Source organism: Neolewinella antarctica, from assembly GCF_011927835.1.
Taxonomy (GTDB): domain Bacteria; phylum Bacteroidota; class Bacteroidia; order Chitinophagales; family Saprospiraceae; genus Neolewinella; species Neolewinella antarctica.
On sequence record NZ_JAATJH010000004.1, the window covers coordinates 210,382 to 235,618 of the forward strand.

At 52.8% G+C, this 25,237-nt stretch carries 26 protein-coding genes and 2 pseudogenes; 18 read left to right on the plus strand and 10 right to left on the minus strand.

Going from position 1 to position 25,237, the window contains the following annotated elements; all coding sequences use genetic code 11:
- The first annotated feature begins 85 nt into the window (after nt 1-85).
- Entirely contained in the window at nt 86-2,524 is a 2,439-nt protein-coding gene (locus tag GGR27_RS13055) for a zinc-dependent metalloprotease (protein ID WP_168038002.1), read from the plus strand.
- Between the two features lie 185 nt (nt 2,525-2,709).
- Here the strand turns inward: GGR27_RS13055 and GGR27_RS13060 are convergent, their stop codons facing one another.
- The gene (locus GGR27_RS13060; RefSeq protein ID WP_168038004.1) at nt 2,710-3,261 is read right to left on the minus strand and encodes a DUF192 domain-containing protein; all 552 of its coding nucleotides are present in this window, start codon (nt 3,259-3,261) and stop codon (nt 2,710-2,712) included.
- 198 nt (nt 3,262-3,459) lie between these two features.
- Here GGR27_RS13060 and ribA point away from each other — a divergent pair, with 198 nt between their 5' ends.
- From ribA to GGR27_RS13085, 5 genes are all read left to right on the plus strand, one after another.
- On the plus strand, nt 3,460-4,092 hold the full coding sequence (ribA, locus tag GGR27_RS13065) for a GTP cyclohydrolase II (protein WP_168038006.1): 633 nt from the start codon (nt 3,460-3,462) through the stop codon (nt 4,090-4,092).
- 369 nt (nt 4,093-4,461) lie between these two features.
- Nucleotides 4,462-4,983: a hypothetical protein gene (locus GGR27_RS13070; RefSeq protein WP_168038008.1), complete on the plus strand. Its 522-nt coding sequence runs from the start codon at nt 4,462-4,464 to the stop codon at nt 4,981-4,983.
- 122 nt (nt 4,984-5,105) lie between these two features.
- Nucleotides 5,106-5,741, plus strand: a complete 636-nt coding sequence (locus GGR27_RS13075) for a hypothetical protein (RefSeq protein ID WP_168038010.1) — start codon at nt 5,106-5,108, stop codon at nt 5,739-5,741.
- A gap of 252 nt (nt 5,742-5,993) precedes the next feature.
- The gene (locus GGR27_RS13080) at nt 5,994-6,578 is read left to right on the plus strand and encodes an Abi family protein (RefSeq protein WP_168038012.1); all 585 of its coding nucleotides are present in this window, start codon (nt 5,994-5,996) and stop codon (nt 6,576-6,578) included.
- Between the two features lie 449 nt (nt 6,579-7,027).
- Nucleotides 7,028-7,681, plus strand: coding sequence for a hypothetical protein (locus GGR27_RS13085; protein ID WP_168038014.1), 654 nt, complete (start codon nt 7,028-7,030; stop codon nt 7,679-7,681).
- A gap of 126 nt (nt 7,682-7,807) precedes the next feature.
- Here GGR27_RS13085 and GGR27_RS13090 read toward each other — a convergent pair whose 3' ends face one another.
- Nucleotides 7,808-8,365 carry a thioredoxin family protein gene (locus GGR27_RS13090; protein WP_168038016.1) on the minus strand — a complete coding sequence of 186 codons (558 nt, stop codon included), beginning with the start codon at nt 8,363-8,365 and terminating at the stop codon, nt 7,808-7,810.
- A gap of 195 nt (nt 8,366-8,560) precedes the next feature.
- Between GGR27_RS13090 and GGR27_RS13095 the strand changes: the two genes are divergently transcribed.
- Entirely contained in the window at nt 8,561-9,760 is a 1,200-nt protein-coding gene (locus GGR27_RS13095; RefSeq protein WP_168038018.1) for an ATP-grasp domain-containing protein, read from the plus strand.
- 81 nt (nt 9,761-9,841) lie between these two features.
- Here GGR27_RS13095 and GGR27_RS13100 read toward each other — a convergent pair whose 3' ends face one another.
- The 4 genes from GGR27_RS13100 to GGR27_RS13115 all read right to left on the minus strand — a co-directional run bounded on the left by GGR27_RS13100 (nt 9,842) and on the right by GGR27_RS13115 (nt 12,453).
- The gene (locus GGR27_RS13100; RefSeq protein ID WP_168038020.1) at nt 9,842-10,576 is read right to left on the minus strand and encodes a T9SS type A sorting domain-containing protein; all 735 of its coding nucleotides are present in this window, start codon (nt 10,574-10,576) and stop codon (nt 9,842-9,844) included.
- Entirely contained in the window at nt 10,576-11,112 is a 537-nt protein-coding gene (locus GGR27_RS13105; protein WP_168038022.1) for a type VI secretion system tube protein Hcp, read from the minus strand. The genes GGR27_RS13100 and GGR27_RS13105 overlap by 1 nt, the downstream gene beginning before the upstream one ends.
- 125 nt (nt 11,113-11,237) lie before the next feature.
- Nucleotides 11,238-11,981 (minus strand): tRNA (guanosine(46)-N7)-methyltransferase TrmB, encoded by a 744-nt coding sequence (trmB, locus tag GGR27_RS13110; RefSeq protein WP_168038024.1) that lies wholly within the window; start codon nt 11,979-11,981, stop codon nt 11,238-11,240.
- 19 nt (nt 11,982-12,000) lie between these two features.
- Nucleotides 12,001-12,453 carry an HNH endonuclease gene (locus GGR27_RS13115; RefSeq protein ID WP_168038026.1) on the minus strand — a complete coding sequence of 151 codons (453 nt, stop codon included), beginning with the start codon at nt 12,451-12,453 and terminating at the stop codon, nt 12,001-12,003.
- A 410-nt stretch (nt 12,454-12,863) separates the two neighbouring features.
- Here GGR27_RS13115 and GGR27_RS13120 point away from each other — a divergent pair, with 410 nt between their 5' ends.
- The 8 genes from GGR27_RS13120 (at nt 12,864) to GGR27_RS13155 (ending at nt 20,070) form a co-directional block, all read left to right on the plus strand.
- The gene (locus GGR27_RS13120; RefSeq protein WP_168038028.1) at nt 12,864-13,754 is read left to right on the plus strand and encodes a pirin family protein; all 891 of its coding nucleotides are present in this window, start codon (nt 12,864-12,866) and stop codon (nt 13,752-13,754) included.
- 6 nt (nt 13,755-13,760) lie between these two features.
- Nucleotides 13,761-14,597, plus strand: coding sequence for a helix-turn-helix domain-containing protein (locus tag GGR27_RS20465; RefSeq protein ID WP_168038030.1), 837 nt, complete (start codon nt 13,761-13,763; stop codon nt 14,595-14,597).
- A gap of 292 nt (nt 14,598-14,889) precedes the next feature.
- Entirely contained in the window at nt 14,890-15,606 is a 717-nt protein-coding gene (locus GGR27_RS13130; RefSeq protein ID WP_168038032.1) for a pirin family protein, read from the plus strand.
- 326 nt (nt 15,607-15,932) lie between these two features.
- Complete coding sequence (locus GGR27_RS13135; RefSeq protein WP_168038034.1) at nt 15,933-16,502, plus strand: MliC family protein; 570 nt, start codon at nt 15,933-15,935, stop codon at nt 16,500-16,502.
- Between the two features lie 6 nt (nt 16,503-16,508).
- Complete coding sequence (locus tag GGR27_RS13140) at nt 16,509-17,441, plus strand: DUF5996 family protein (protein WP_168038036.1); 933 nt, start codon at nt 16,509-16,511, stop codon at nt 17,439-17,441.
- Nucleotides 17,442-17,479: 38 nt separating this feature from the next.
- Nucleotides 17,480-17,926: a DoxX family protein gene (locus GGR27_RS13145; RefSeq protein ID WP_245184658.1), complete on the plus strand. Its 447-nt coding sequence runs from the start codon at nt 17,480-17,482 to the stop codon at nt 17,924-17,926.
- Between the two features lie 47 nt (nt 17,927-17,973).
- On the plus strand, nt 17,974-18,420 hold the full coding sequence (locus tag GGR27_RS13150) for a DIP1984 family protein (RefSeq protein ID WP_168038038.1): 447 nt from the start codon (nt 17,974-17,976) through the stop codon (nt 18,418-18,420).
- 462 nt (nt 18,421-18,882) lie between these two features.
- A complete protein-coding gene (locus GGR27_RS13155) occupies nt 18,883-20,070 on the plus strand; it encodes a hypothetical protein (protein ID WP_168038040.1) in 1,188 nt (395 codons plus the stop codon).
- Between the two features lie 251 nt (nt 20,071-20,321).
- Here GGR27_RS13155 and zwf read toward each other — a convergent pair whose 3' ends face one another.
- Entirely contained in the window at nt 20,322-21,854 is a 1,533-nt protein-coding gene (zwf, locus tag GGR27_RS13160) for a glucose-6-phosphate dehydrogenase (protein ID WP_168038042.1), read from the minus strand.
- Between the two features lie 210 nt (nt 21,855-22,064).
- Between zwf and GGR27_RS13165 the strand changes: the two genes are divergently transcribed.
- Both GGR27_RS13165 and GGR27_RS13170 read left to right on the plus strand, forming a co-directional pair.
- On the plus strand, nt 22,065-22,508 hold the full coding sequence (locus GGR27_RS13165; RefSeq protein WP_168038437.1) for an RpiB/LacA/LacB family sugar-phosphate isomerase: 444 nt from the start codon (nt 22,065-22,067) through the stop codon (nt 22,506-22,508).
- A gap of 127 nt (nt 22,509-22,635) precedes the next feature.
- Nucleotides 22,636-23,400, plus strand: a complete 765-nt coding sequence (locus GGR27_RS13170; protein WP_168038044.1) for an enoyl-CoA hydratase/isomerase family protein — start codon at nt 22,636-22,638, stop codon at nt 23,398-23,400.
- Nucleotides 23,401-23,676: 276 nt separating this feature from the next.
- Here GGR27_RS13170 and GGR27_RS20610 read toward each other — a convergent pair.
- The 3 genes and pseudogenes from GGR27_RS20610 to GGR27_RS20685 all read right to left on the minus strand — a co-directional run.
- Nucleotides 23,677-23,889 (minus strand): annotated as a pseudogene (locus GGR27_RS20610) (IS3 family transposase); the annotation flags it as partial.
- A 62-nt stretch (nt 23,890-23,951) separates the two neighbouring features.
- Nucleotides 23,952-24,113 (minus strand): annotated as a pseudogene (locus GGR27_RS20615) (IS3 family transposase); the annotation flags it as partial.
- A gap of 164 nt (nt 24,114-24,277) precedes the next feature.
- Complete coding sequence (locus GGR27_RS20685; RefSeq protein ID WP_454557397.1) at nt 24,278-24,442, minus strand: IS1/IS1595 family N-terminal zinc-binding domain-containing protein; 165 nt, start codon at nt 24,440-24,442, stop codon at nt 24,278-24,280.
- A gap of 394 nt (nt 24,443-24,836) precedes the next feature.
- Here GGR27_RS20685 and GGR27_RS13175 point away from each other — a divergent pair, with 394 nt between their 5' ends.
- Nucleotides 24,837-25,178 carry a hypothetical protein gene (locus GGR27_RS13175; RefSeq protein ID WP_168038046.1) on the plus strand — a complete coding sequence of 114 codons (342 nt, stop codon included), beginning with the start codon at nt 24,837-24,839 and terminating at the stop codon, nt 25,176-25,178.
- Nucleotides 25,179-25,237: the final 59 nt, after the last annotated feature.

Sequence of the window (25,237 nt, forward strand, 5' to 3'; positions counted from 1 at the left end):
CTATCGGGATCGGGATCGGGACCGCGCCCCGTGACCCGCTATCCCCAAATTGCCTACTTTGCACATCCCAAACCAAAACCAACCTATGCAGAAGCTACTGTTACTACTGGCCTTCTTAGCCCTGTCCCCCACCGTATTCGCGCAGGACGACGAGGAGAAAGACGAAGACAAAAAAGAAGAAAAAGATAAAAAAGACGCCTACAAAGACCTGATGAAGGATGCCGTAGTCGCCGAAGGGCTTTTCGACGTCATCACTAAGGAGGACAAGACTTACTTCGAAATCCCCAATACACTACTCGAAGACGAAATCCTCATCGTCAGTCGCATCAGTGGCCACGTCAAGGGGCTCAATTTTGGCGGCGCGGGTATGAGAAGCCGGCCCCAGCAAGTTATTCGCTGGCAAAAGAAAGGCGGCAAACTCCTCCTTCGCAGCGTCAGCTACAACAGCGTCGCCAGCCCGGACCTGCCCGTTTACCAGTCCGTACGCAACAACAACTTCGAGCCCATCGTGGCTGCTTTCGACATCAAGGCCCACGGCCCCGACAGCCTGAGCGTTGTTGCCGACGTGACGAGCTTTTTCACCACCGACGTGGAGATGATCGGCGCCATCAGCACCGCCGACCGCAAGAAGTTCGGCATCAAAAGCCTCGACAAATCCCGCAGCCTCGTCATGGGCGCCAAGGCTTTTCCGAGCAACGTCGAAATCCGCCACGTCCTGACCTACAACGGCAGCGAACTACCCGATAACGCCGTCACTGGTACGCTTTCCGTGGAGATGAACCAGTCCTTCATCCTCCTGCCCGCCGACCCGATGCAACCCCGCGTGTACGACCCCCGCGTCGGCTACTTCAGCATCAACCAGATCGATTACGGCGTCGACGCCCAACGCGCCGAAAAGCGCCGCCTCATCACTCGTTGGCGTCTCGAACCCGTCGACATGGCCGCCTGGGAACGCGGTGAACTGGTCGACGTTAAAAAACCGATCGTCTACTACCTCGACCCCGCCACGCCGGAAGAATGGGCCCCCTACATTGCGCAGGGCGTCGACGATTGGGCCAAGGTTTTCGAGAAGATCGGTCTGAAGAACGCCATCATGTCGAAGCGCGCGCCGACGAAGGCTGAGGATCCAGATTGGAGCCCCGAAGACGTTCGCTACTCCGTCATCCGCTACGTGACGACGGATATTCAAAACGCGATGGGTCCGCACGTCCACGACCCGCGCACCGGTGAAATCCTCGAATCCGACATCATTTGGTACCATAACGTGATGAACCTGCTCCGCAACTGGTACCTCATCCAGACGGCCGCCGTGAACCCCGCGGCGCGCACGCCGAAGTTCGAGCGCGAGGTGATGGGCGAACTGATCCGCTTCGTTTCCGCCCACGAAGTCGGCCACACACTGGGACTGCCGCACAACATGGGTAGCTCCGCCGCCTACACCGTTGAGCAGCTGCGCAGCCCCGGCTTCGTCCAAGAAAACGGTACCGCGCCGAGCATCATGGATTACGCCCGCTTCAACTACGTCGCCCAGCCGGAAGACAAGGGTGCCGGCCTCCACCCCAAGATCGGCCCCTACGATTACTACGCCATCGAGTACGGCTACAAGCCCATGCCCGGTAAGACGATGGAAACGGAAAAGCCATTGCTCAACGCAATGGTTAAGGCCAAGGCCGACGACCCGAAATACCGCTACGGCCGCCAGCGCGGTAACGGCCACGACCCCAGCGCCCAGACGGAAGACCTCAGCGGTGACGCCGTCATGGCCTCCGACTTAGGCATCAAAAACCTCCAGCGCATCACCCCGCAGCTGGTGGAATGGATGAGCGAGGACGGCAAGTATTTCGAGGACCTCGAAGAAGTTTACGACAACGTCATCGGCCAGCTTCGTCGCTACACCGGTCACGTGGCCAGCAACGTCGGCGGCGTCAAGGAATGGCAGCGAACGTCGGATGAGAACAAGCTCGTTTACGAAGTCGTCGATGCCACCAAGCAGCGCAATTCAGTCGACTTCATCAACCGCCAGGTATTCAAAACGCCCGAGTGGTTGCTCGAAGGGGACATCCTCGACCGCATCGGCCCGAGTGGCGTTTCCGAAAAGATCGAACGCCTCCAGCAGGGTGCCCTCCGGACGCTCATGAACGACGATCGGCTTAACCGCCTTGCCGAGCAGAAATCCCGCAATAGCGAGGCATACGGACTGATGGACCTAATGAACCAGACCCGCGATGGCGTCTTCACGAGCGACAATACAAACTCCAGCTACGGCCGGACGCTGCAGTCACACTACGTCGACGGACTCAGCTCCCTACTCGAAAATGATGACGTGACGGCCGACGTAAAAGCCGCCGCGCGTGCTACGCTCACCAATGTTAGTCTCAACATGATGAAAGGGATGCTGGCAAATATCTCCACCGAGGGTTTACTAGGGGATAAGGACCTTGTCGCCGGTCACCAACAGGAGCTCGGTAATAAGATTAGTATTGCGTTAAAAGGCCTGGATGCTTTGACTACGCAGGGGAAGTAATTTCTCGAATTGCATAAGATAAGAAAGCCACCTTAGGAGTCTGGGGTGGCTTTCTCACGTCAGGTGGGCGTGGTTACCCCAAGTAGTTGCGGGAATAGTTTTGCGCGGCCGCAGGTGCAAGGTAAGTTGGCTAGCAGCGCCCGGCGGGCTGTGAAAACGGGTGTCATACAAATCCGCACCTTCTTCTACCAAGCCATTAAATCACCGATCTCGAGCCCTTTCCGTTCCGCAAACCCGGCGTTGACTTCCAGCACGTAGCGGGCTGGTACGCCACTGGGTACCTGCGCTTCGCTGAGTGGGGTGGTATTAGGCATAATGCTGACGATCTCCTGCTGCTCGTTGAGGTAGATAATGTCTAGGGAGATGAGCGTGTTACGCATCCAGAACGACTGGGGCTCGAAAGTGGGCATGAAGAAAAGCATTCCTTCGTCCTCACCCATTTCTTCGCGGTACATCAGTCCCTGGGCGGTTTCGTTTGCGTTCTGGGCGAGTTCAATGTCGACGCGGGCCTTTTGCTCGCCGGTTTCGCCGTCGGTGATGAACAGGTCTCCCTCGTCGGTAAAGGGCGGTGGGGCGGGAGCTTGCGCGGGCGGTTGTTGCTGAGCCACTGGCTGGGAGCGACCGGAACTCGGGATGGATTGAAGGATAAAGGCGAGGAGCGCGAGGCCCAGCAAGCCGATGATGAATATTTTGCTCCAGTTGATCTTGCTCTTTGCTTTGTATTTGGGGGCGGACATGGGTTGGTGGGTTTTGGTCTAAAGTCTGTGGTCTCTGGTCTGTGGTCTTGAGACTAAAGACCTCAGACTAGAGACCTCAGACTAGAGACCAGGGACCCCAGACTTGAGACCCCAGACCAGAGACCAAAGCCCAAATATACCCCCTCCGCGCAACCCCCGGTCCCTTGGGGCGTTCCCTAGCAAATTAAGCCCCCCGTTATGGTCCAGGAAGGCCAACCGATTTCACTACCCGTTGACACCGCCGCCGCCGCCACCCGCCGCGCCGAAGCGCTCATTCCAACGCCGTACGGGGATTTTCGGATGATCGCTTATTCCGCTACGCCGGAGGACTATACGCCGCACCTGGCCTTGGTTCACCCGGATATGAAGCCTGATTCGGAAGTGATCGTGCGCATCCACTCGGAATGCATTACGGGAGATCTGTTTGGCAGCAAACGCTGCGATTGTGGGGAACAACTTAGTCGGGCCTTACAAATCGCTGCAGCCAAAAAAGGTGTCGTCGTCTACCTCCGCCAGGAAGGGCGTGGGATCGGTATTATCAATAAGCTTAAAGCTTACCAGCTACAGGATACCGGCCTGGATACCATTGAGGCAAATGAACACCTGGGTTTTGAGATTGACGCGCGGCACTATGAGGTCGCCCAGGGAATTCTTCAAGATTTGGGGGTAAATCGCATTCAATTACTGACCAACAACCCGGAGAAGATCGATGCATTTGATGAAGGCCCGATCACCGTCGTCTGCAGGTTGCCGATTGTGATTGACCCGGTGGCTGAGAATATGGGGTATTTGCGGACTAAGGAGTTGTTGATGGGGCATTTGTTTAAGTAGGGGGTTGGGTGGGGGAGGGAGAAGTAACGCTAGTCAGCTCTAGATAAATGTGCTCATTGGTCATTCCGTTGTGCAAGAATGATCCGAGGATTACGCTTGATAAGATAGATACTGTCTTTGAACGATCGCTAAACCTATCGAGCGGACTTTGACTGCGAATGCGCTCTTGTAGGATGTTCGTGCTATTATCTAGACCGTGCACAGGAATGGCTTTTTCGGCAAGTAATTCCTTAATCAGCTATCTAGGTTTACAAAGGAGTATCGGAATGAGACAGCGCATACGGGGGAAGTTTCGCGGGAGTTGGCAGAGGGGTGTCGGGGGGAGGTTTGGGGGATGATTATATATTTAGTTAAACATGAGAAGTGATTATGGCTAAGAAGGAAATGGAGAAAGCTCAGAGTGAACTGAAAACAGTTCTTAACGAGCTGTATAAGATTCATGACAAAGTACATAAGGAGATACAGAAACAGGCTCCAAAATTTAAGCTAAAGGGTAACGAAACAGTTGGTTGGCTTGGGGAAATCTACACTGCGAAGTTCTACGGAGGGGAGATCGTAAAAGATGAAAGTTCTTATGACGTGATTGTTAATGAAGACAAGGAAGATGAAAAACGATTAGAAGTCAAGACTAGACGCCGAACATCAGGTTCCAGTTGGCGAAATTCAGGAGTGATTGGGTTTACTAAAATCGGAGAAGTTCCTCCAACGCATTTAATTTTTGTGATTCTCAAAAATAATTACACAATCGAGTCCATATATGAATTTGAATGGGATGATGTTTCTACCACTAGGTTCAGAGACTCAATTGTTAAAAAGAAAGTGAGAGGTTATTTTGTCCGATTGTTGGATACAGACAATGAAAATCATCGACGATATTTTTTTGAATCATAAGATATTATTCATAAATGACTAAAGTAGATACTGCCTACCTGAAACTCCTCAAATCTATAGTTCAAACGCCAGTCCCGTTCCAACAACGAGGGCCACTTGTAGCCCATTACCCCATGCGCGGCTTGGCCGATAAAGTCGATATCATGTTTGTTGGCCGAGCGCTGAACGGTTGGACGTGGAATTTCCCCGTGCCAACTAAAGATTCGAATCTAGATGACTTACTCAATCGGATCAAAAGAAACGTTCACGAAAATGATACGCCCCTTCCGGAGCGAGAACAACTGGGGTGGGTAGATGAGCGCAACGCTGACCACCCAGACTACAATAGTAAGAGGTCTCAATTTTGGCAGACTATCCGGGAAGTAATGGAAGTTCGTAAAAAAGCTGAGGAAAAGTGGTGGCACGGCATCGTCTGGACCAATTTTCAACCTCTAAGTAGAGACGGTGCTAACCCGACATCCAGAATGGTGAGCGTGATGGGGGATGCGACCATGAACTTACTTCTAGCTCAAATCGAAGAGTATCAACCGCGGTATATCGTCTGTTTGTCAGGAATGAACTACGCGGCGTATTTGCTGGCGCGGGCTACGCGGACGGAGCGACAGGCGGGAACGGAAGAGAGCGAATACGTTGAGTACGCTGGGGTGGCTGACTTTCCGGGGGCAGAGGGAGTTGGGTTAGTGATTATGCCGCATCCGCAGGGGCGGGGGAAGAAGCGGGCGGTGATGGTGGAGGAAATACTGAAGCATTTAATCTAGTGTAGATACCAAAATTTGGTAGAGTAAGATCAAAACTTCGTTAGTTAAATGTTGAACTTTCTTCTAAATATCTAGAACTTTTGCCCTCGATTCCGCATCTTTACAACATCAAAACCCGCCTCGCCTCTCCTTCCACTAGGAAGAAACGCGCATGTTTGGCGGGTTTTTTTATGCCTGCCCATGAGCAAACGCGACTACCTCAAAACTCCGAAGACATTTCCAGATCAGATTAAGTTATTGAAAGCTAGAGGCTTGAATTTCAGGAATGAGCTCAAGGCGGAGCGAATTCTTGAGAACATCAGCTACAATCGCCTGAGCAACTATTGGTATCCTTTTCTCGCGGAACCTAAGGAAGATGAATTGTTCAAGCCCGGCGTAGAATTCGGCACCATTTTCAAAATCTATCAGTTTGATAGTGAACTCAGGTCGTTAGTCTTCAATGCCATCGAGCAAATAGAGGTCGCCTTACGGACCCAACTAATCTATCATCTCTCTCACCAGTATAATGGCGGTTACGGTTTCATGGAATTTGAAGCTTACACGAGTCTAGAAACTTATTTACGGTCGATGGTAAAGGTGCAGGAGGCAGTCAAAGCCAGTAAGCAACCTTTTATCGTCAAATTCAAGAGCAATTATACTAATCAACTTCCTCCCGCGTGGAAGTGCTTTGAATTGTTAACTTTTCGGTCGCTCTACAGTCTTTACAAAAACCTGAAGGATACTTCTAATAAACGAGCGATTGGCGATCACTTCGGGCTAAATCATACCGTATTCGTTTCTTGGATCGACACCCTCGTATATGTACGAAACATTTGTGCACACCATTCCAGGTTATAGAATACAGTACTTACCATTTCTCCAGTTTGGCCGCGGCGGCCAAGAGGTGGGTGGGTCGATCGTTGGGAAAACGAGACGCGAAATGAAGGCACTAATGATAAGCGATTGAAAACCTATGCAGCTTTATGCATTATCCAGTTCCTAGCGGTAAAAGTCAATCCTTATAGCAAATTTAAGCGGCGGCTCTTTGCCCTCTTGGCAGAGTTTCCAGAAGCAAATCCTACTTGGATAGGTATCCCTACTGATTGGAAAGACCAGGACTTGTGGACCTAGAATATCGAGCCTTGCGTCTGACAATTTCTATTAGAACCCTTTGTTTATGTTCCAATAAACCCATCGACGATTTAAGATAATGCTTTGTTGTCATCCAATGCTCTCAATACCCCAATTCCTGGCACCCGCGTCCGCGCCCACTGCCAACGGCAGCAGCGCAGCTAAAAAACCAAAAAATGTCCTACGCCGAACAAACCATCTTCCTCCGCAACAACCCGCCCCTCACCAGGGAAGAACAAACAATGGCCGACAGCCTATCCTCCCACGGAAAAGTAACCCCCACCTCCGCCGTCTACAGCTACTACTTCGGTGGCAGTTTCCGCTACGACACGGAAGAACTTCTCGCCTCCACTTTCGACGCCGCCCTCTGGGAAGACAATACGGAAAGCAGCCGCCTAAGCTTCCGCCTACCCCGCGCCGTTGTGAGCGCAAAAGATATTCAGCCCTACGTTTGTGACGACGCCTATCCACTAAGCCTGAGTATGACGCTCACGAAGGACTGGATCTTTCTCACCTTTGACAGTGAGGTAGAAGATGCCGACGGCTACTGGCTGGAAGCCAACGACGGCGCGCTCCGGGAACTCCTACCGATACGCAACGCAATCATCAGCGGCGACTACACCGCCTTGTACCTGTTCTGGCGGCAGGTGGAGGCGAATCTCGAAGAAGATATGGACGCCGATGAACTACCCTGCACCCCCGCCACCCCGCCTTACCTGGAGCTCGACGGCGCGGCCATCCACGCTTTCTGCCACCGGTTCTACATTTACGAAGATACCGTGTGGGCCGCCGCGGAGACGGTCGCGGCAAGGGGAGGTCATGACCGGTAGTCGGACTAGTGGGCCAAGTTGAAATAACTATGTATTGAATCGACGTAGCCGTGGTGGTGGAGAATGTTAGGATTGAATGCATCGGTAAATTTGAACCGCCTACCGCCTAATTCTTCCTACCGCCTACTACCCCTTCCACTTAATCCCACACCCAGCACTAGGATACTGCTTCTCCACCGCCGGTTTCCCCGCCAACAAACTATCCAGCGCAGCGCGCAGATCCCGCCCGTCAGGTTCCTTGCCGGAGCCGGGGCGATTTTCGTCGAGCCGACCACGATAGTAGAGTTTCCCGTCTCCGTCGAAGAGGTAAATATCCGGCGTGCAGGCAGCGGCGTAGGCGCGGGCGACGGATTGGTCCTCGTCGTAGAGGTAAGGGAAATTCATTTGGTAGTTACGGGCGAAGGCTTCCATATTATCGGGGCTGTCGAGGGGGTAGCGGTCGACGTCGTTGGAGCTGATCGCAACGGCCCCGATGCCCCGCTCGCGGTAGTCATCGGCCACCCGGACAAGCTCTTCGATGGTATGGATTACGTAGGGGCAGTGATTGCAGATGAAGTAGAAGAGCGTCCCTGACTTACCTTGCACCTGCGCCAGCGCCCGCTTATCACCCGATACCGTGTCGAGAATATTGAAGTCCGGCGCGGTGGTGCCGATCGCGAGCATGGTAGATTCCTTAAGGGCCATAGTTTTTTCTTTACAGACGCTTTATCCCCTTAATCTGTTTAAGCGAACAAGGCGTGGACGTGGATGCCGCGGCAATTGGGAAGGAGCCAAAATCCTGGGAACATCACCTAAATTCAAGGGTTTCTTAAAGACTAAAGACTAAAGACTAAAGACTAAAGACTAAAGACCTTAGACTCCAGACCAAAGACCCCGCCCATGACCTTCTTTTGCATCTCCTGTTACTACAAAGGCTCCGCCTTCCTCCGCGCGGCCAAGGAAGCCGGTAACACCGTTTACCTGCTCACGATGAAAAAGCTGGAGCACGAAGCCTGGCCCCGCGAAGCGATCGACGAGATGTTTTACATGGAAACCGACTCTAATGCCCCCGCCGACCTGGGGAACCTGGCTAAGGGTTTTGCGTGGTTCATGCGCTCGCGCCAGATCGACCGGATCATCGCCATCGATGATTTCGACGTAGAAAAGGCTGCTTTCTTGCGCGAAGAATTTCGCATCCCCGGCATGGGCCAGACGACCGCCCGGTTCTTTCGGGATAAACTCGCCATGCGGGTTCGGGCTCAGTCTGACGGTGTTCCCGTCCCCCAGTTTTCTAGCCTTTTCAATGACCGAAAGCTCGCTGAATTCGCCGAGCGCATCGAGTTCCCCTGCCTGCTGAAACCGCGCGGTGAGGCGAGTGCGACGGGCATCCAAAAAGTACATTCTAAAGAGCAACTTTGGGAAGCCGTGCACGGCCTCGGTGACAACCGCCACAATTACCTCGTCGAGCAATTTCGCCCCGGCGATGTCTACCACGTCGACGCCATCAGTGTTGGCGGCGAGCTCGAATTCTGCCAGGTTTCGCGTTATTTGGATACGCCCTTTGAGGTTGCCCACGGCGGTGGCATTTTCCGCTCCGTCAGCGTGCCTTACGACCACGTGGATGCGCAAATGCTCCGCGCACTGACGAGTAAAGTGATGAAGGCCTTCAATATGCAATTTAGCGCCAGCCATACCGAATGGATCAGAATGCCTTCGGGCGAATTCGTGTTCCTCGAAACGGCCAGCCGCGTCGGTGGTGCTCATTTGGCCGAGATGGTCGAGGCTGCTACGGGCATTAGCCTCTGGGCGGAATGGGCGAAATTGGAGACGGCGATGGCGCTCGGTAAAAGCTATCAGGTGCCTAAGCGTGGCTACGGTCAATCAGGTATTATCGTCAGCCTGTCGCGGTTCGAGCGGCCGGATATGTCGCCGTTCAATGATCCGGAAATCGTGTGGAAAATGGATAAGAAGCAACACGTCGGGGTAATTGTCGCGGCGGAAGAGACGGACAAAGTGCTTTCACTGCTGGACAAATATGCGAGTATCATTGCGCAGGATTATCACGCTTCGTTGCCAGCGCCAGATAAGTCTACGCACTGATTTGCGTTAGGAATTCGGGAATTTGAGTGAGGGTAGGGCGCGGTCGCGGGTGCCAAGTAGGTATGGACGGAAAGCAGGCGTTTACAATCTTACAAAACGCAAGGTAGCACGGTGGCCCATCACGTTTGTCCACCCGAGGAGGTAACTACCGGGGCGCAAGGCTGATACGTCGAGCGACAAAGTATTTACGCCGTTTGCCGGGATAATCCGTCGTTGCACGGTGCGGCCCAGACCATCAACTACGTTAAGCACGGCAGCCTCTCCCTCCCCAGGCAAGCTAACCGTAGTGAAGCCGGAAGCGGGGTTGGGGTGAATGGCAAACTGTTTAACATTGGTGGTATTTCCTACCACGACGGTGCGGCTATACGAATGCTCCCCTTCGACACTGATGCCGTGGAGGCGGTAGTAAGTCTTGTCCTCGTATGCATTGCGATCCAAGTACTCGCGCTCTCGCATGGTTTTGTCCGATAGCTCGCGTACGATTACAAAGTTAGCGAGGTGCTCGAAGCGACGTTCGAGAAACCAATCATTACCGGGGTAGCGTTGAAATTCGCGCCAACTCAGTTCGACGAATGATGGGTCGAGCCGCTCCGCGCGGAGGACCGGAGTTGATATGGGCAGTACTGAGCCGGTAGCGTTACAGCCTCCGGTTACTTCGTTCAGGACCACTATAAAGTTGGTTATCGAGTCCGGGATTACCTCAAGTGAAACAACGGCGACCGGCTCGACGGTGAACGCTTCCGGTTGGCCCGCAAGTGGAGAAATGCTGAGCAGCAGCAATAAATCGAAAGACAAAATCAGGTAAGTGTATTTCATTACCCTGGAGCATTTTTATCGAAGTTCCACGTAAATTCATTAGTGAAACTTCCGCTCTCATCAAAATGACGAACGGTCACTAGCTCACTCACTATTCCAATTACTTCCTTTAATGTCCCCTCGCTATCACCACCGGGCTGGATCGAACTGAACTTTAAATTTACAAAGATGTATTCCGCCAATCTTCTTTTGGAGCCATCACTACCGGTCACCAATACCGTCAGGGTAACTTCTGAAAATGATTTTCCGAGAGTGACAGCCTCGAAGATTTTTACCGTGGCGATGTCCAGAGATTTTCCTAAGAGAAAATCCTCCTGAACCGCTACACCCGCGGTGCCGCCTCCCTGACTACCCTCGGTGGAGCTGGCTACGCCCCAGGAAAAGCTGCTGATACAGATTTGCCTTTCATAATTCACGATGTCGGCTTCGCCCGGTACGTCGGGAACCTGAAGGAAATAATCCTCCTGCGCACCCGCGAGAAAAGGTAGGGTAGCTAGCAGGGTTATGAGCGTAGCGGATCGTAATATTGAGTACATGAGTGCAGCTTATTTGATTGCATCAATATACTCATAATGGGTGACGATATGGTTTTTTAGTGGACTTAGTTTGTCTTTAAAGGGGCCTAAATATATAGGGCCAGTGTTGTGGTGACTCGGTAAGATCACTCGATTTCAAACCCGGGAACGCCTTTGCCCCCAATAATCTCTACCTCCGGTAGCAATTGAAACTGCGTGTAAGTAATCGTCTTACCGAGCCCCTTGTGTAGGCGCTCATAATAAGTTTCCGTGCTCAACTCCGGAATCGGTAGCGGCTTGGAATAAATGTCGTGATCGTGATAGAGCACTTTGACGGCAGGTTGCCGCGCGAACGTCTTTTGCGTCCAGTCGTAGAGATCGCGACTATCAGTCTTTAGGTGGAGGATGCCGTTTTCTTTCAGGATGTGGCGATACTGCTTAAGGTACTGGGCGGCGGTGAGGCGGCGGTTTTCCTTGCCTTTCTTGAGGAACGGGTCCGGGAAGGTGATCCAAATCTCGTCAATCTCTCCTTTCTCGAAGAAGTTGGAAATAATTTCAATGCGGGTGCGGAGAAAAGCGGCGTTGGTCAGGCCTTCTTCCTGGGCGATGCTCGCGCCTTTCCAGATGCGGGCACCCTTGATGTCGACGCCGATGAAATTACGGTCGGGATACTGACGGGCGAGGTCGACGGTGTATTCGCCGCGGCCGCAGGCTAGTTCGAGCGTGATGGGGTGGTCGTTGCCGAAGTGGTCGCGCGCCCAGTTGCCTTTGCGTTCGCAGGTCGCGCCGGCGGGGCCGATAAGTTGGGGGGTGCGGGGGTCGAAGTTCTCGTAGACGTGGGGCATCTGGAGGATCTCGGCGAATTTTTGGAGTTTGTTGCGGGTGGCCATCTTGGGTGTCGGTCAGTGACTAAATAGCCGCAAAGAAACGATAACCTTCCAGCATCATCAGTTTTCGTTCCTCGACTCGTTCTCTCTCATTTATTCGAAGTAACTGGACAGTTCCCTTTCCACTATCTGACTTACCCAAAATTTCCCCACTGTTAAGTAGTTTGAGGTGTTTGCGCCACACCTGCTTCCTCGGATCGAACAACCAAACTTTGCGGTTTCCATCAGTTAGGTAGGTCCCTAGATTAGTGCCTTTTCTCACGTTACACTCAGGACAACTCCACGCTAAGTTTTCTTCCGCAGAATCACCACCGTGTTGCTGGCTGATTATATGATCGACGTGAAAGCCAAAACTGTAGAAGAGCGAAGATCTTAGGCAGTATTCACACTGCTCCCGGCTACGTTCGCGTACGTAAGCGCGTAACGCCGGGCTAATGTAAGCGCTACTCATTTTTAGTTCTTTCGAGCCTGCCATAGGCCCGAATTTTAGCCATGGAAATCAAGTGATTCGCCCGCTTGAGTTCTTCCAACTCAAACTTTTCACTAAAGTCTAAGTTTTCTACCGAACGACTTACTAGTTCTTGAAACCGTCTTTCCTCGAATTCATTGGCATTAAATTTGAGAATTTTATCATCGGTAGGTCGACCCTCTAAAAACTCTACGAACCTCGACATGATGGACTGTTCGATAACCATAGTGTGATGATTGTTTGATGGATGAAAACATACCATAAGGTAAGTAGAGTTTGGTGAGTGGTATAATCGACATGAAAATTAAGCATCCACGATGTCGCTTGGGAGCAGGCAAAGTCCACAACAAATTTTACCCTTTCTCGGTCAGGTTTAACACCCTTGTCTTCTGCAAACACAACAATACACCTTAACTATGTCAAACAACGAACTACCCGTAAACCAACGCCAATCCGACGTAGGCAACTTCATGGTAGGCCGGCTATTACCTTTTCGCAAGAAGCGGCAGGTAGGCCCCTTTACTTTCATCGACCACATGGGCCCCGCCACGCTTAGCGCCGGAAGGTACATGGACGTGGATCAGCACCCCCACATCGGCCTGAGTACCCTGACTTATCTTTTCAAGGGACGCGTCGAGCACAAAGACAGCACCGGCGCCCACCAGATCATCAGCCCCGGCGACGTAGGTTTTATGACCGGCGGCAGTGGGGTAGCCCACACCGAAAGAACGCCGGAGGAAGACCGCACCGGTGAGGATATCGAACTCCACGGGTATCAGGTGTGGGTCGCGCTGCCCAAAGAGAAAGAGGAAATCGACCCGCATTTCGACTTTTATCCCGCTGCAGACAATCCGAAGTGGGAGGAAGACGGGGTGGCCTTCAAACTCGTAGCGGGTAAGGCTTTCGGTAAGTCCGCTCCGTTGCGGGGGTATTCTCCACTGTTTATGGTGGACATTCATACCGAGCGGGAGAAGACCATCAACTTGGCCGGGCAGGTAGCGGGGGAGATCGCCTTCGTCATCGTCAAAGGATCCATCACCAGCAACGGTCAGAAGGTAGAGGCCGGCCAGATGCTGATCAGTAAAACGGACGATCGGTGTGAAATCTGCCTCGACAGCGATACCCAACTTCTGCTATTCGGTGGCGAGGCATTTCCCGAGGAGCACTTTCTGCTGTGGAATTTTGTGTCCCACAGTAAGGAGCGGTTGCAAAAAGCAAAGGAAGATTGGCAGAATAAGGTATTCCCCAAGGTGCCGGGAGATAATACGTACATCCCAATTCCTGATTACCAACAATCGAAAAAATAGACCCTCGTGGATAATAGAATAGGAAAAATAGATTTCCGACTACAAAAGATGGACGAAATTTATGACCGAACCAGCGGGCAGTTCGACGTGCCGCACCGGCACGATTACTATACTTTACTAGTTATAGAAAAAGCCGCGGGAACACACATTATCGACTACACAGGGTTCGCTTTCGGCGATTTGGAGGTGCACTTCGTCAGCCCGGGGCAGGTGCACCAGGTGATGGCTACGGAGAAGCCGCGGGGTAGGGTAATTACGTTCACTAAAAGCTTCCTGGTGGAGAATAATATTCCCCTCGGTTTCATCTCCAACATTAGCCTTTTTCAAAGCTTCGGTATTACGCCACCACTAAAGTTGGATGAGCCGATCTTTAAGCGGCTGAGCAGCATTGTCGCTGAAATGGACAGCTGTTTGTCAATTGATTTAAACTACGGAAAAAGAGCGGTAGGAGCATTATTACAGCTTTTTCTGATCTACTGTAACAATAGTGCTAACCTGGACAAAACCCAAATTGACGAGGAAATCGCTGGTATCTGTATTCTGAGAGATTTTAAGACGCTAGTGGATGACAAGTTTAGGGAATGGCACAAAGTGAAAGATTACGCTACCGAAATCCACGTATCCCCCAAGCACCTGAGCCAGACCGTAAAAAACATCACGGGTAAAGGCGCCAAGGACTACATCCAGGACCGTCTGATCCTGGAAGCCAAAAGACTACTGCTGCACACGGATATGAGTATCAAGGAGATAGCTTATGCTGCCGGCTTTGAAGAACCATTACATTTCAGTGGTTTCTTTAAGAGGCAAGTTGGCATATCAGCAAGCCAGTTTAAAGCTAAATAATCATGCGATTTTAGGCGCATTCCGACATTTTTATATATCTCTCCACCGTTTTTGTATCTCCCCCGGGTCGGTCTCCCAGCATCTTTGCTTTGCAATCAACGCATAGGTAAACCACCAACTAATATCAGTATGGATAGGAAGAATTTTTTAAGAAGTCATTGCTCGGAGCCGTCGGTGTCGCCACCGGAAGTTCCGCACTGAGCGCAAACGGCACGCAAAAACAAACTCTACCTACGAGAAGATGATGAAGCAGGTAGGTTTCAATCATTTACCAAACAAAGAAATCAAAACTATGAAAACCGTCCTCCACAAAGCCGGCACCCGCGGCCACGCCAACCACGGTTGGTTAGACTCCCACCACACTTTTTCTTTTGCTAACTACCACAACCCGGAAAGAATGCACTTTGGTGTCTTGCGGGTATTAAATGACGACATCGTCACCGGCGGTAGGGGCTTCGGTACGCACCCTCACGATAATATGGAAATTATTTCTATTCCCCTCGAAGGTGACCTCGAGCACAAGGATAGCATGGGCAACACCACCATCATCAAGCAGGGCGACGTCCAGGTGATGAGCGCTGGCACCGGTGTATCGCACAGTGAGAAGAACAAGAATGCGGATGAAGCCGTCCGCTTCCTCCAAATCTGGATGTTCCCCAACAAGAAGAACGTAAGCCCCCGTTACGATCAGGTTACTCTGGACACCACCAAAGGTAAAAATGGCCTGCAGCAAATTCTCTCCCCAAATCAGGACGACGAGGGCGTATGGGTATACCAAAACGCCTGGTGGCACATGGGCAATCTCGAGAAAGGCAGTGAGGAGTCGTACACCATCAAACAGAAGGGTAACGGCGTCTACGCGTTTGTCCTCGAAGGCGAAGTAAACATCGCCGGCCAGGATTTAAGCAAGCGCGACGGCTTTGGCATCTGGGATACTGACTCTATCACCATCAAGACCACTGATGACGCTAAGGTCCTGCTGATGGACGTGCCGATGGAAATTGGCTAGGTTAAGCCGGAGGTCACTTTTAATCCGACTAATAAACGTCGAGAAGACCTAAAACTGAGAAGGCGTAGCGGAGGAAAGGGAGTCATTAAAAATGCCGGGCCACTGTGCATTTTCCGGACGCTTGAAGGACCTCAACCAATTCGCCTCTAGCTTCATAGCTGAGGACGCTTCAAGGTCTTAGGACCTTGGAGCGCCTCGAAACCAAAGCGCAGCGAAAGGTTTCGACCCCTGTGAGCGTTCGGGTTTTTAAAAACATCTCGTAGTGTGGATTATTTCGAATACTGATGATCCTTCCATTAAAATTTAACCCCCTAAACCAAACCGATATGATCACCATCATCAAACTACTAGCCATTCTGCTAGTCATCTCCGTAACGGCTACGTCCTGCAACAAGCAGATGACCCAGGCTAACGCTAACACCATCGAGACCATGGCCGACAATAAGGTCAAGCAATCCCTGACCGACAAAGCAGGCAACCAACTCGACCTGACCTTCGACAACAACCGCGACGTAGTCAGCGTAGATTTCATGGGCGAAACCGCTGAATTAGCTCGCGAAAAATCCGCTTCCGGCATGTGGTACAAGAACGACCGCTACGAACTGATTGGCAAAAGCAGTGACCTTCAGCTAAAAAAAGACGGCAAGACCGTTTTCGAGCACGAAGATGATATCGTACAGTCGCAGGCCAAAAGTGACAACGGTGACGTACTCGACCTGACTTTTAATAATACCCAGGGCACCCTCCAAGCCTACCTGAACGGTGGCGAACAGATCGACATGACGGCCGAGCGCGCGGGCTCCGGCTTCTGGTACAAAAATGACCAGTACGAGCTGAGGGGGAAGGGCGAAAGCATGGAATTGACGAAAGACGGTAATAGTATCTTCAAAAACTAAGCGAGCATGAACCACCCAATCAACCTCCCCGCACTGGCTTACGTAGGTAAGGAAAAGAGTAAGCTGACCCTCCACCTTTTCCTGCAGATCATCGGAAAGATCCGCCTGGGCCAGACCGCGCGGAAAAACCACTGGTGGTACATCACCGAATACATAAGTACCAGGGGCCTGACCACCGGACCGGTACCCTACGACAACGGCACGAAGAATTTCACCATCACGCTGAACGTACTCCGGCACACCCTGGAGGTTGAAAACACGGAAGGCGCGCAGGATTCTTTCGACCTCGCGCCCGGTCTGACGGTAGCGGACTTTTACCGCCAACTCACTGGTATTCTAGAGAAGCAGGAAATTACTTACGACATTCTGGCCAAACCCTTCGACCTGAAAGGTATCGACCAAGGGTTCGACCAGATTACCGACTACCACCACTACGACCCGGATTACACTTTTCGCCTGTGGAAAATCCTGACCTGGATCGACGCCGTTTTCAAAGAGTTCAGCGGCCGGTTTTACGGTAAGACCTGCCCCGTACACCTCTACTGGCACTCCATGGACCTGACGGTCACCCGCTTCTCCGGTAGAGAAGCTCCCCCAATGCCAGAGGATGCGCGTATTTCCGATAAGGACGCCTACTCCCACGAAGTGATCAGTTTCGGCTTCTGGCCGGGCGACGACACGGTCAAGGAACCGGCCTTTTATTCGTATACCTATCCTTCACCGGAAGGGCTAGACCAAGAACCCATCTCCCCCGCCTCCGCGGAGTGGGTGGACAATAACGGGAGCCCAATGGCCTACCTGGGGTACGCGGACCTACTGAAGGAAAAGGACCCAAGAAGCGCGTTACTGGCATTCCTGGAAACCAGCTATCAGGCTGGGGCCAAACTAGCCGGATGGGACCTCGAGCACTTTACCGTAAAGGACCTGGAGGCGTTGTAAAACCTGGTTGCTAAACATAAATTTTGAACCTACCCATAATGAAACTACCCAAAGAACTGAACTGGGCCAAAAACGTAAAGACCAGTAAGACCCAAACCGTTTTGAAAGTGCTCCTCGGCGGTGCACTTCTGTTCGCCGGCATTAGTCACCTGACCTTCAACCGAAAGGAGTTCCCCGCCCAGGTGCCCGACTGGGTTCCCATGCCCGTAGATCAGGTGGTCATTCTCTCCGGCATTGCGGAGATCGGGCTCGGCTCGGCTTTGATCCTGTCGGACAAATGGAGAGCATTCGTGGGACTGGGAGCGGGTACTTTCTTCGTATTGATCTTCCCCGGTAATATTTCCCAGTACGTCAACGAAAGGGATGGATTCGGTCTGGATACCGATCGGAAACGCCGGAACCGCTTGTTTTTTCAGCCGGTACTGGTCCTGTGGGCACTCTGGTCCACCGGCGCGATCAAAGCTTTTCTGAACCGGAAGGGATGAGTTTCCGTACCACTACCACCTTTAGCGACCTAAAACCCCGAAACCCAATGAAATTAGCCGAAGCCCTCCTCTTACGCGCCGACCTTCAGAAGAAGATAGAACACTTGCAGCACCGCATCCGTCCCGTTCTCATCGTTGCCGCAGGTAAACAGCCGCAGGAAGACCCGGTTAAACTGATCGCTCAACTCCGCGACGCCATTGAGGAGCTACACCAGCTTGTCGTCAAAATCAACAAGACAAACAACACCGTAACAATCAGCGGCGATGTATCACTAATGGAAGCCCTGGCTAAGCGCGACGCGCTCAAAATGCTGTCGGAGCGCTTGCGCAACATCCGCCAGTCCGCCCAGGTTAACAATTTTACCGATAAGGATCAGGTCGCCACCATCGACATCAAAAAAATACAGATAGAGATCGACCAAACCGGAAGGTCATTCCGGGAAGTTGATAGTAAAATTCAGGAGGCCAATTGGCTGAACGATTTAATAGAATAGCCGCAAGGCGGAATGGACGGGGCGAGTACCAGCCCCTTTTTGAGGGTGTGGGTTTTCGGGGCAAATTGAAAACTCTACCCACTGCACGGCCGCTCGGGTTGCGGCAAACCTGTACTGTTTAAGGCCCCTTACGGCTTACCTTTTACAACCGTACTTTGTAAACCTTACTACCGGGTACTGACCGTTCATTCTTTTTGTTTTGATAGATTCGATTAGTTGATCTTCCATGGGTAGAATCAGGCTATTCGGGGTCCAGCCCTAAGTGTTTTTATACTTTGTGGAGGGCCGTTGAATTAGTCCTACAATCCACATCAGTTTCGTTCCGGCTACGCAGCGTGTATTTTTTCGGTATTCAGAATACCGGTTGCGTAGTAGCGGATAAGTTGTTGGCCACGCTAGCACTGCTACTATTTCCACTCTCCACGGCACCGGCGACCGCGCCTCCTTCTTATCTTCGCGCCCATGCCCAATTACCAGATCACCCCCGTCATAGATTTTGAAGATTTTCACCAAGTTCTCGACGTAGTTTATAAAGACGATCCACTGTACGTTCACCCCCTCCGCAGCGACATCGAAGACATCCTGACCGAAAAAAACCCCGCCCACACGGGAAATAACCTCCGCCTGTGGGTAGCGAAAGAGGGCAAAAAACCCGTTGGCCGCATCGCTACTTTCATCGACGAGTCCCGCCACCAGGAAACGTCACTACCTACTGGTGGCATTGGCTTTTTTGAGTGCATCCAGGACGAGAAGTTGGCCAACGAACTCCTCCAGATCGCCGAAGACTGGCTCCGCGAAAAAGGTATGCACGCCGTCGACGGTCCGATCAACTTCGGTGAGCGCGACAAGTTCTGGGGCCTCCTCACCCGCGGCCGCTACCGCCCGATCTACCAGGAAACGTACAACCCCGCTTACTACCAAACGTACTTCGAAAACCGCGGCTACGTCCCCCACGAACAGTGCCTCACCATGCGCGGCGTCGTCAGCGAATTCCCCGGCGAACGACTGGGTAAGCTTGCCGCCCGCGTCCGCGACCGCTACGGCCTGTACACCAAACAGATCGACAAAAACAACTTGCCGCAGGGCGCGAACGACTTCGCCGAAGCCTACAACGCCGCCTTCAACCACTGGCCCTACTTCAAACCCCTGACCGGCGACGACATCCTATCTACCTTCAAGCAGATGAAGCCGATCATGGACCCGCACCTGACCTGCCTGGCTTACAACAAGGACGACCGCCCCGTCGGCCTCGCCGGACTGATCCCGGACATCAACTGCTTCCTCCACGGCACCGACGGTATCCTCGGGCTGTTCGGCATGCCCAAATTCCTGTACCGACTAAAGTTCCAAAAGCAACCCCGGAACTGCAAAGGCATCGCCTTCGGCATCGCCCAGGATCACCAACGCCTCGGCGTGTATCCGTTAATGGTTGACGCCATGTTTCAATCCGGCAACAAGCACACCAGCCGCACCTACAAATACGTCGACATGGCCACCATCCGCGGCCACAACAAGCTCATGGTCGATACCTGCCGGCAGATGAACACGGAGATTCACCGGGTGCACGTTGCTTACCGTAAGGGGCTTGTTGCGGGGGCGAAGTGGGATGCTTTTGCTATGATGGATGTTTCGGAGGTGCCTGTCGGCTAGTTTTGATATGCGACTTATGGCGCTGCGCTTTATATGCGATATACGATATGCGATTTGCTGCGCAGTACTTCGTGCACTCGATATGCGATTTGGCTACCGCTGTTTCTACTCTCTCGCTTTGCTCGTTCGCGTGTCACGTTACAGCGGTAGCTGAGCCCAGCGAAAGTAACAGCGGTAGCAAATCAAATATCGCATATCGAGTGCACGAAGTACTGCGCAGCAAATCGCAAATCGCATATCGAGCGAAGCGCCTAAAGCTTCGTATAGTGTTTCTTCTCCGTCAAAGAAGTAGAAGGATTCCGCCACCCATCACCAACACCGGACCAGAGTGCGTCGGACTGCAACGGGCCCCAAGTGCCGGCGGGGTAGCTAAAGAGCGGTACTTCATTAGCTTTCCAAGCCTGGAGAATCGGCTCGACGAAATCCCAAGCGGCCTCGACACTGTCACCACGCGCGTAGAGCGTCGGGTCGCCCTTCATGCAGTCAAGTAGCAGGCGGGTGTAGGCATCGGGGACGTCGTTGCTCGTCAGGTCGCGGTAGAAGAAGTCCATGTCCACGTTCTTGACCCGGAAGCCTTCGCCCGGGACTTTCATGCCGAATTCGAGCGCCATGCCTTCGTCGGGCTGGATGCGGATGATGAGGCGGTTGTCGCTGCTCATCGCGTAATTATCGAACTCGGAAAAGATGGCCTGGGGCGGGTTTTTGAAGGTGATGACCACCTCGGTAAGTTTGAGGGGGAGGCACTTGCCCGTCCGCACGAAGAACGGCACGCCCGCCCAGCGCCAGTTGTCGATGAAGAACTTCATGCCGACGTAGGTCTCGGTATTGCTTTTTTCCGGTACGCCTTCGGCATCTCGGTAGCTGACGACATCGCCTCCTTTCGTGCGGCCCTCGGTGTACTGGGCGCGGATAACGTGGTTGCGAACGTCGGCGCGCTTGATGGAGCGTAGTGATTGGAACAACTTGAGTTTTTCGCCGCGAATACTCTTAGCGTCGGCCCGGATCGGTGGCTCCATGGCTACGTGAGCGAGAACCTGGAGGAGGTGGTTCTGGACCATATCCCGCAACGCGCCACTGCCGTCGTAGTAACCGCCCCGGGTGCCAACGCCCACCGTTTCGGCGGCGGTGATCTGGACGGATTGGATGTAATTCCGGTTCCACAACGGCTCGAAAAAACCGTTGGCGAAGCGGGTGACGAGTAGGTTCTGAACGGTTTCCTTGCCGAGGTAATGGTCGATCCGGTAGATCGTGTCTTCTTCGAAATAGCGCTGAATGTCTTCGTTGAGCTGCTTAGCCGTTGCGAGGTCATAACCGAACGGCTTTTCCACGATGAGGCGCGACCAGCCGTCTTTCGTTTGGTTCAGACCGGCCTTGGCGAGCGCCGGGGGGATGGTGCTGTACAGGCTCGGTGGCGTGGAGAGGTAGAAAATATAGTTGGAGCCGACGCCGTGGTCCTTATCGAGCTTTTTCAGGCGCTTACCCAGGTTGTTGATGTCTTTTTCGCCGTCGTAGGAGGCCAGGTCCTGGTAGAAAAGTACCTCGGCGTAGGCGGCGACTTGCTCGTCGGTGCAGTCTTTCCGGTCGAAATGCTCGTTGTTGAAAACGACTTTGTCCCGGAACTCTTCGTCGGTCATGTTCGTCCGGCTGGCCCCGAGGAGGGCAAATTTCTCGGGTAAGTAGCCACCCCGGTAAAGGTCGAACACCGCGGGAATGAGCTTGCGCTGGGCTAAGTCGCCGGAAGCGCCGAAAATGACGAGGGTGTGGGGGTCTACTGATTTTGTCATCTGGTCGTTTGTTGGTACGGTAGTCTGGTCGTACTGTGGTCTATTGGTCTGAAAGTACGCTGGTCTCGTAGGCTGGTGGTCTATGGTTTGAGCCTATGGAACTACCAGACCACCGAAGCACCAGACCATTAACTACCAAAGGTGGCATCTATTACCAAGGTTTACCGCATCCGTGAAGTAATTTACGGCCACAAACAAAAAATTGACTTGATGAAGATCGGCATCGCAACGGACCACGGAGGGATTGAGCTTAAACAACAACTCCAAAAATACCTGGAAGAAAAAGGGTTTTCGGTAAAAGACTTCGGCGCCTACGAGTACGACGCGACGGATGACTTCCCCGATTTTGTCGTCCCCCTCGCCCGCGCCGTCGCGACCGGAGACGTGGCGCGCGGCGTGGCCGTGTGCGGCAGTGGCGTCGGGGCGAGCATCGCCGCCAACAAGATCAACGGCGTCCGCGCCTGCCTGATCACTGAAACGTACTCGGCCCGCCAGGGGGTGGAGCACGACGACATGAATATGATCTGCGTCGGCGGCCGCGTCATCGGCATCGCGCTGGCGCAGGAGTTACTCGATAATTTCCTCGGCGCGGAGTACCAGGGCTTGCCCCGGCAACTACGCCGTATGGGGAAGGTAGCTGATTTAGAAAAGTAATTTAAGCTCAAGCATTTTGCACCCGTATCTCCCCGGCACCCGCGACCTCGCATAATGAGTAGGGCGCGGTCGCGGGTGCCAGGAAAATTTGAAAAGAGCAAAGTAACCCCCCACCAAATAACCAAGCATGAACCCCAACGGCGAAATCACCAGCCAACTCCAACCCAACGGCGTCCGGCAAATCACCTTCGGCCACCCGGCCCACAACAGTTTTCCCTCCAGCCAACTGAAAGCCGCCGTGGCCGCCATCGACACGGCCGGCGACGACCCCGAAACCAGCTGCATCGTCTTCCGCAGCCAGGGCGACCGGACCTTCTGCGCCGGCGCCAACCTCGACGAGCTCCTCGCCATCGACAACCCCGCGCAGGCCAAAGAATTCTTTCTCGGCTTCGCCCGCCTGATCCTGGCGATGAAGAACTGCCCCAAGCCGATCGTCGTCGCCGTGCAGGGTAAAGCCATCGGTGGGGGCGTGGGCATTGCCGCCGCCGCCGACTACTGCCTGGCCACGGAAGCTGCTGCCATCAAACTCAGTGAGCTGTCGATCGCCATCGGGCCCTTCGTCATCCTGCCGGCCCTGGTGCGTAAAATGGGCGTCGCCGCCGCTAGTGAAATGAGCCTGGATACTGAATGGCACTCCGCCAAGTGGGCGCACCAAAACGGCCTCTACCAACGCTTGTTGCCGGACGTGAAGAGCCTCCACCAGGCTACGGACGAGCTGGCCGGAAAGCTGGCCGGGCACAGTCAGTTAGCTGCGGCGAAGTTGAAAGAGACGTTGTGGTTTGGTACGGAGCACTGGCCGCAAGTGCTGGATGAGCGGGCGGAGGTGTCTGGTGGTTTGGTGTTGAGTGCGCCGGCTAAGGCGGCTTTGGCTCGGTTTAAGACTAAAGATTAGTACGGTTGGTAATGTGGGTTCTTGCTCAAGTGCATTGAGTACCAACTCTTCTCGCATATGATCAGCAATATCCCAACCCACTATATTCTTTGTGAACACATCTTGGAAGGTCGCTAAAAAAGCAAACTTCCCATTCACTAAGGGCAGGTAGGTAATATCACCAACGTAAACTTCATCCGACACCAAAGTTGTTTCCCCCTCCAGTAATAGATTGGGTCTGCGCCTTAGGTTCGGGTGTGTTTGAGTCGTCTTAGGAACGAACGATTTAGGCTGAATTGCCCGTAACTCATGGTCTGCTAACACCGTCCGTACCGTCTGACGACCAGCTAGGATACCTTCATCAGCTAACTCTGAAACGAGGCGGCGCGTACCATACCGGCGCTTATGGAGGAGAAACGCAGTGATAATTTTTTGACTGGCCTCACTTTGTGGAGATGTGACCGAATCGCGTTCGAAACGGTCGTAGTAGCTACTTCTGCTAACACTCATCAACTCACAAAGTAAGGTGATAGAGTGAGCATCTTCTTGACTTTTAATAAACCGGTAGCGGTCTAATCGAGGCGGCTGAAAATGCTCAAGGCTTTTTTTAAAATCTCGTTCTCTTCGCGCAAACGCTTCATCTCTTTACGCAGCTGACGAGTCTCCGAAGATGGACCTGCGGGGACTCCCTTAGACTGTTTCTTCCATCGGTGAAGTAGACTTTGCCTGACCCCTAACGAGGTCGCCTATTCTGTCACCGAGCGGCCTTGTTCCATCTGACGGATCGCTTCGGCTTTGAAGGTCGCATCGTACTTTCGATACTTCTTCTTTGTATTCGCTTCTTGTTTCATTGGACTGAAAATTACAAAAATTTCCTGTCCGGTATTTCAGGACCATCTCAGGATTCTCTTTTAGGGGCGATCCAATAGTCGTTAGTTGCCATGAATTGCCACTGACAGTTGTTGCACTGGTAGCGCTGTCTTCCATAGTGAGTGTGGCCGTACATAATTATCTTTCCATTCGTGCAGTCTGGGCAAGTGAGCATTCTTTTTTGTTCTGTCATCTTTAAGAGCGCGTATAAAACTATGATTTCTACTATGAGTTAGCAAACGGCCGTCAGTGTGTTTTGAAAGTCGCCAAACTCAACAAAACATAACCCAGCAGTACGCTCGGTTGACCGACAGCCAGTAGGAGCAAGTTAAGACACACCTGCCTACTGGGCGTAAGTGTAAGTGTAAGTATGAGCTGCGAGAGAGCTTCAATGCCATCCTCTAGTTGGGCGCGTACGGACTGTTAGTGGCGCAATCTGGATCGCCAATTCCCGCCCTGGAAGTTGGTAGACTACTACTTCAGTAAGTGGTCAAGGGACCATACCTTAGACAAGCTAAACGATGCCCTAAATTGCCAGGAACGACAGCTGATCCTGGGACGCGAGTGTACACTAAGTCTGTTAATGGTTGACACTCAGAGTGTTCGTTTGCTGCCTCGGATCGGCCGTGCCCAGGGTTCTCGACGGGGGTAAACGTAAGAATAGTATCCTCACCAATACCCGGGGGCGTATCTGGCGGGTTGAAGTTCATACGGCTAACGTCCACGACGGGGTAGTGGGCCCGGACCTAATCTATCCTGATTTCGCCGCTCAGCTATTCCGGGCCATAAAGCTACTAGCGGATAGTGCATACATCGGACAGTTTGTCGAGTTGAAGGGCCGTCTCGGTACGGTAGTTTTCGAGTGTCCCGTACGTGATCCGCAGCCGAAGGGCTTTGTAATTGAGGCTAAGCGCTGGATGGTAGAATAATCGCTCGCCTGGTGGAACTGGTATCGCAGAATAATCAAGAATTACGAGCGAACGGTAGA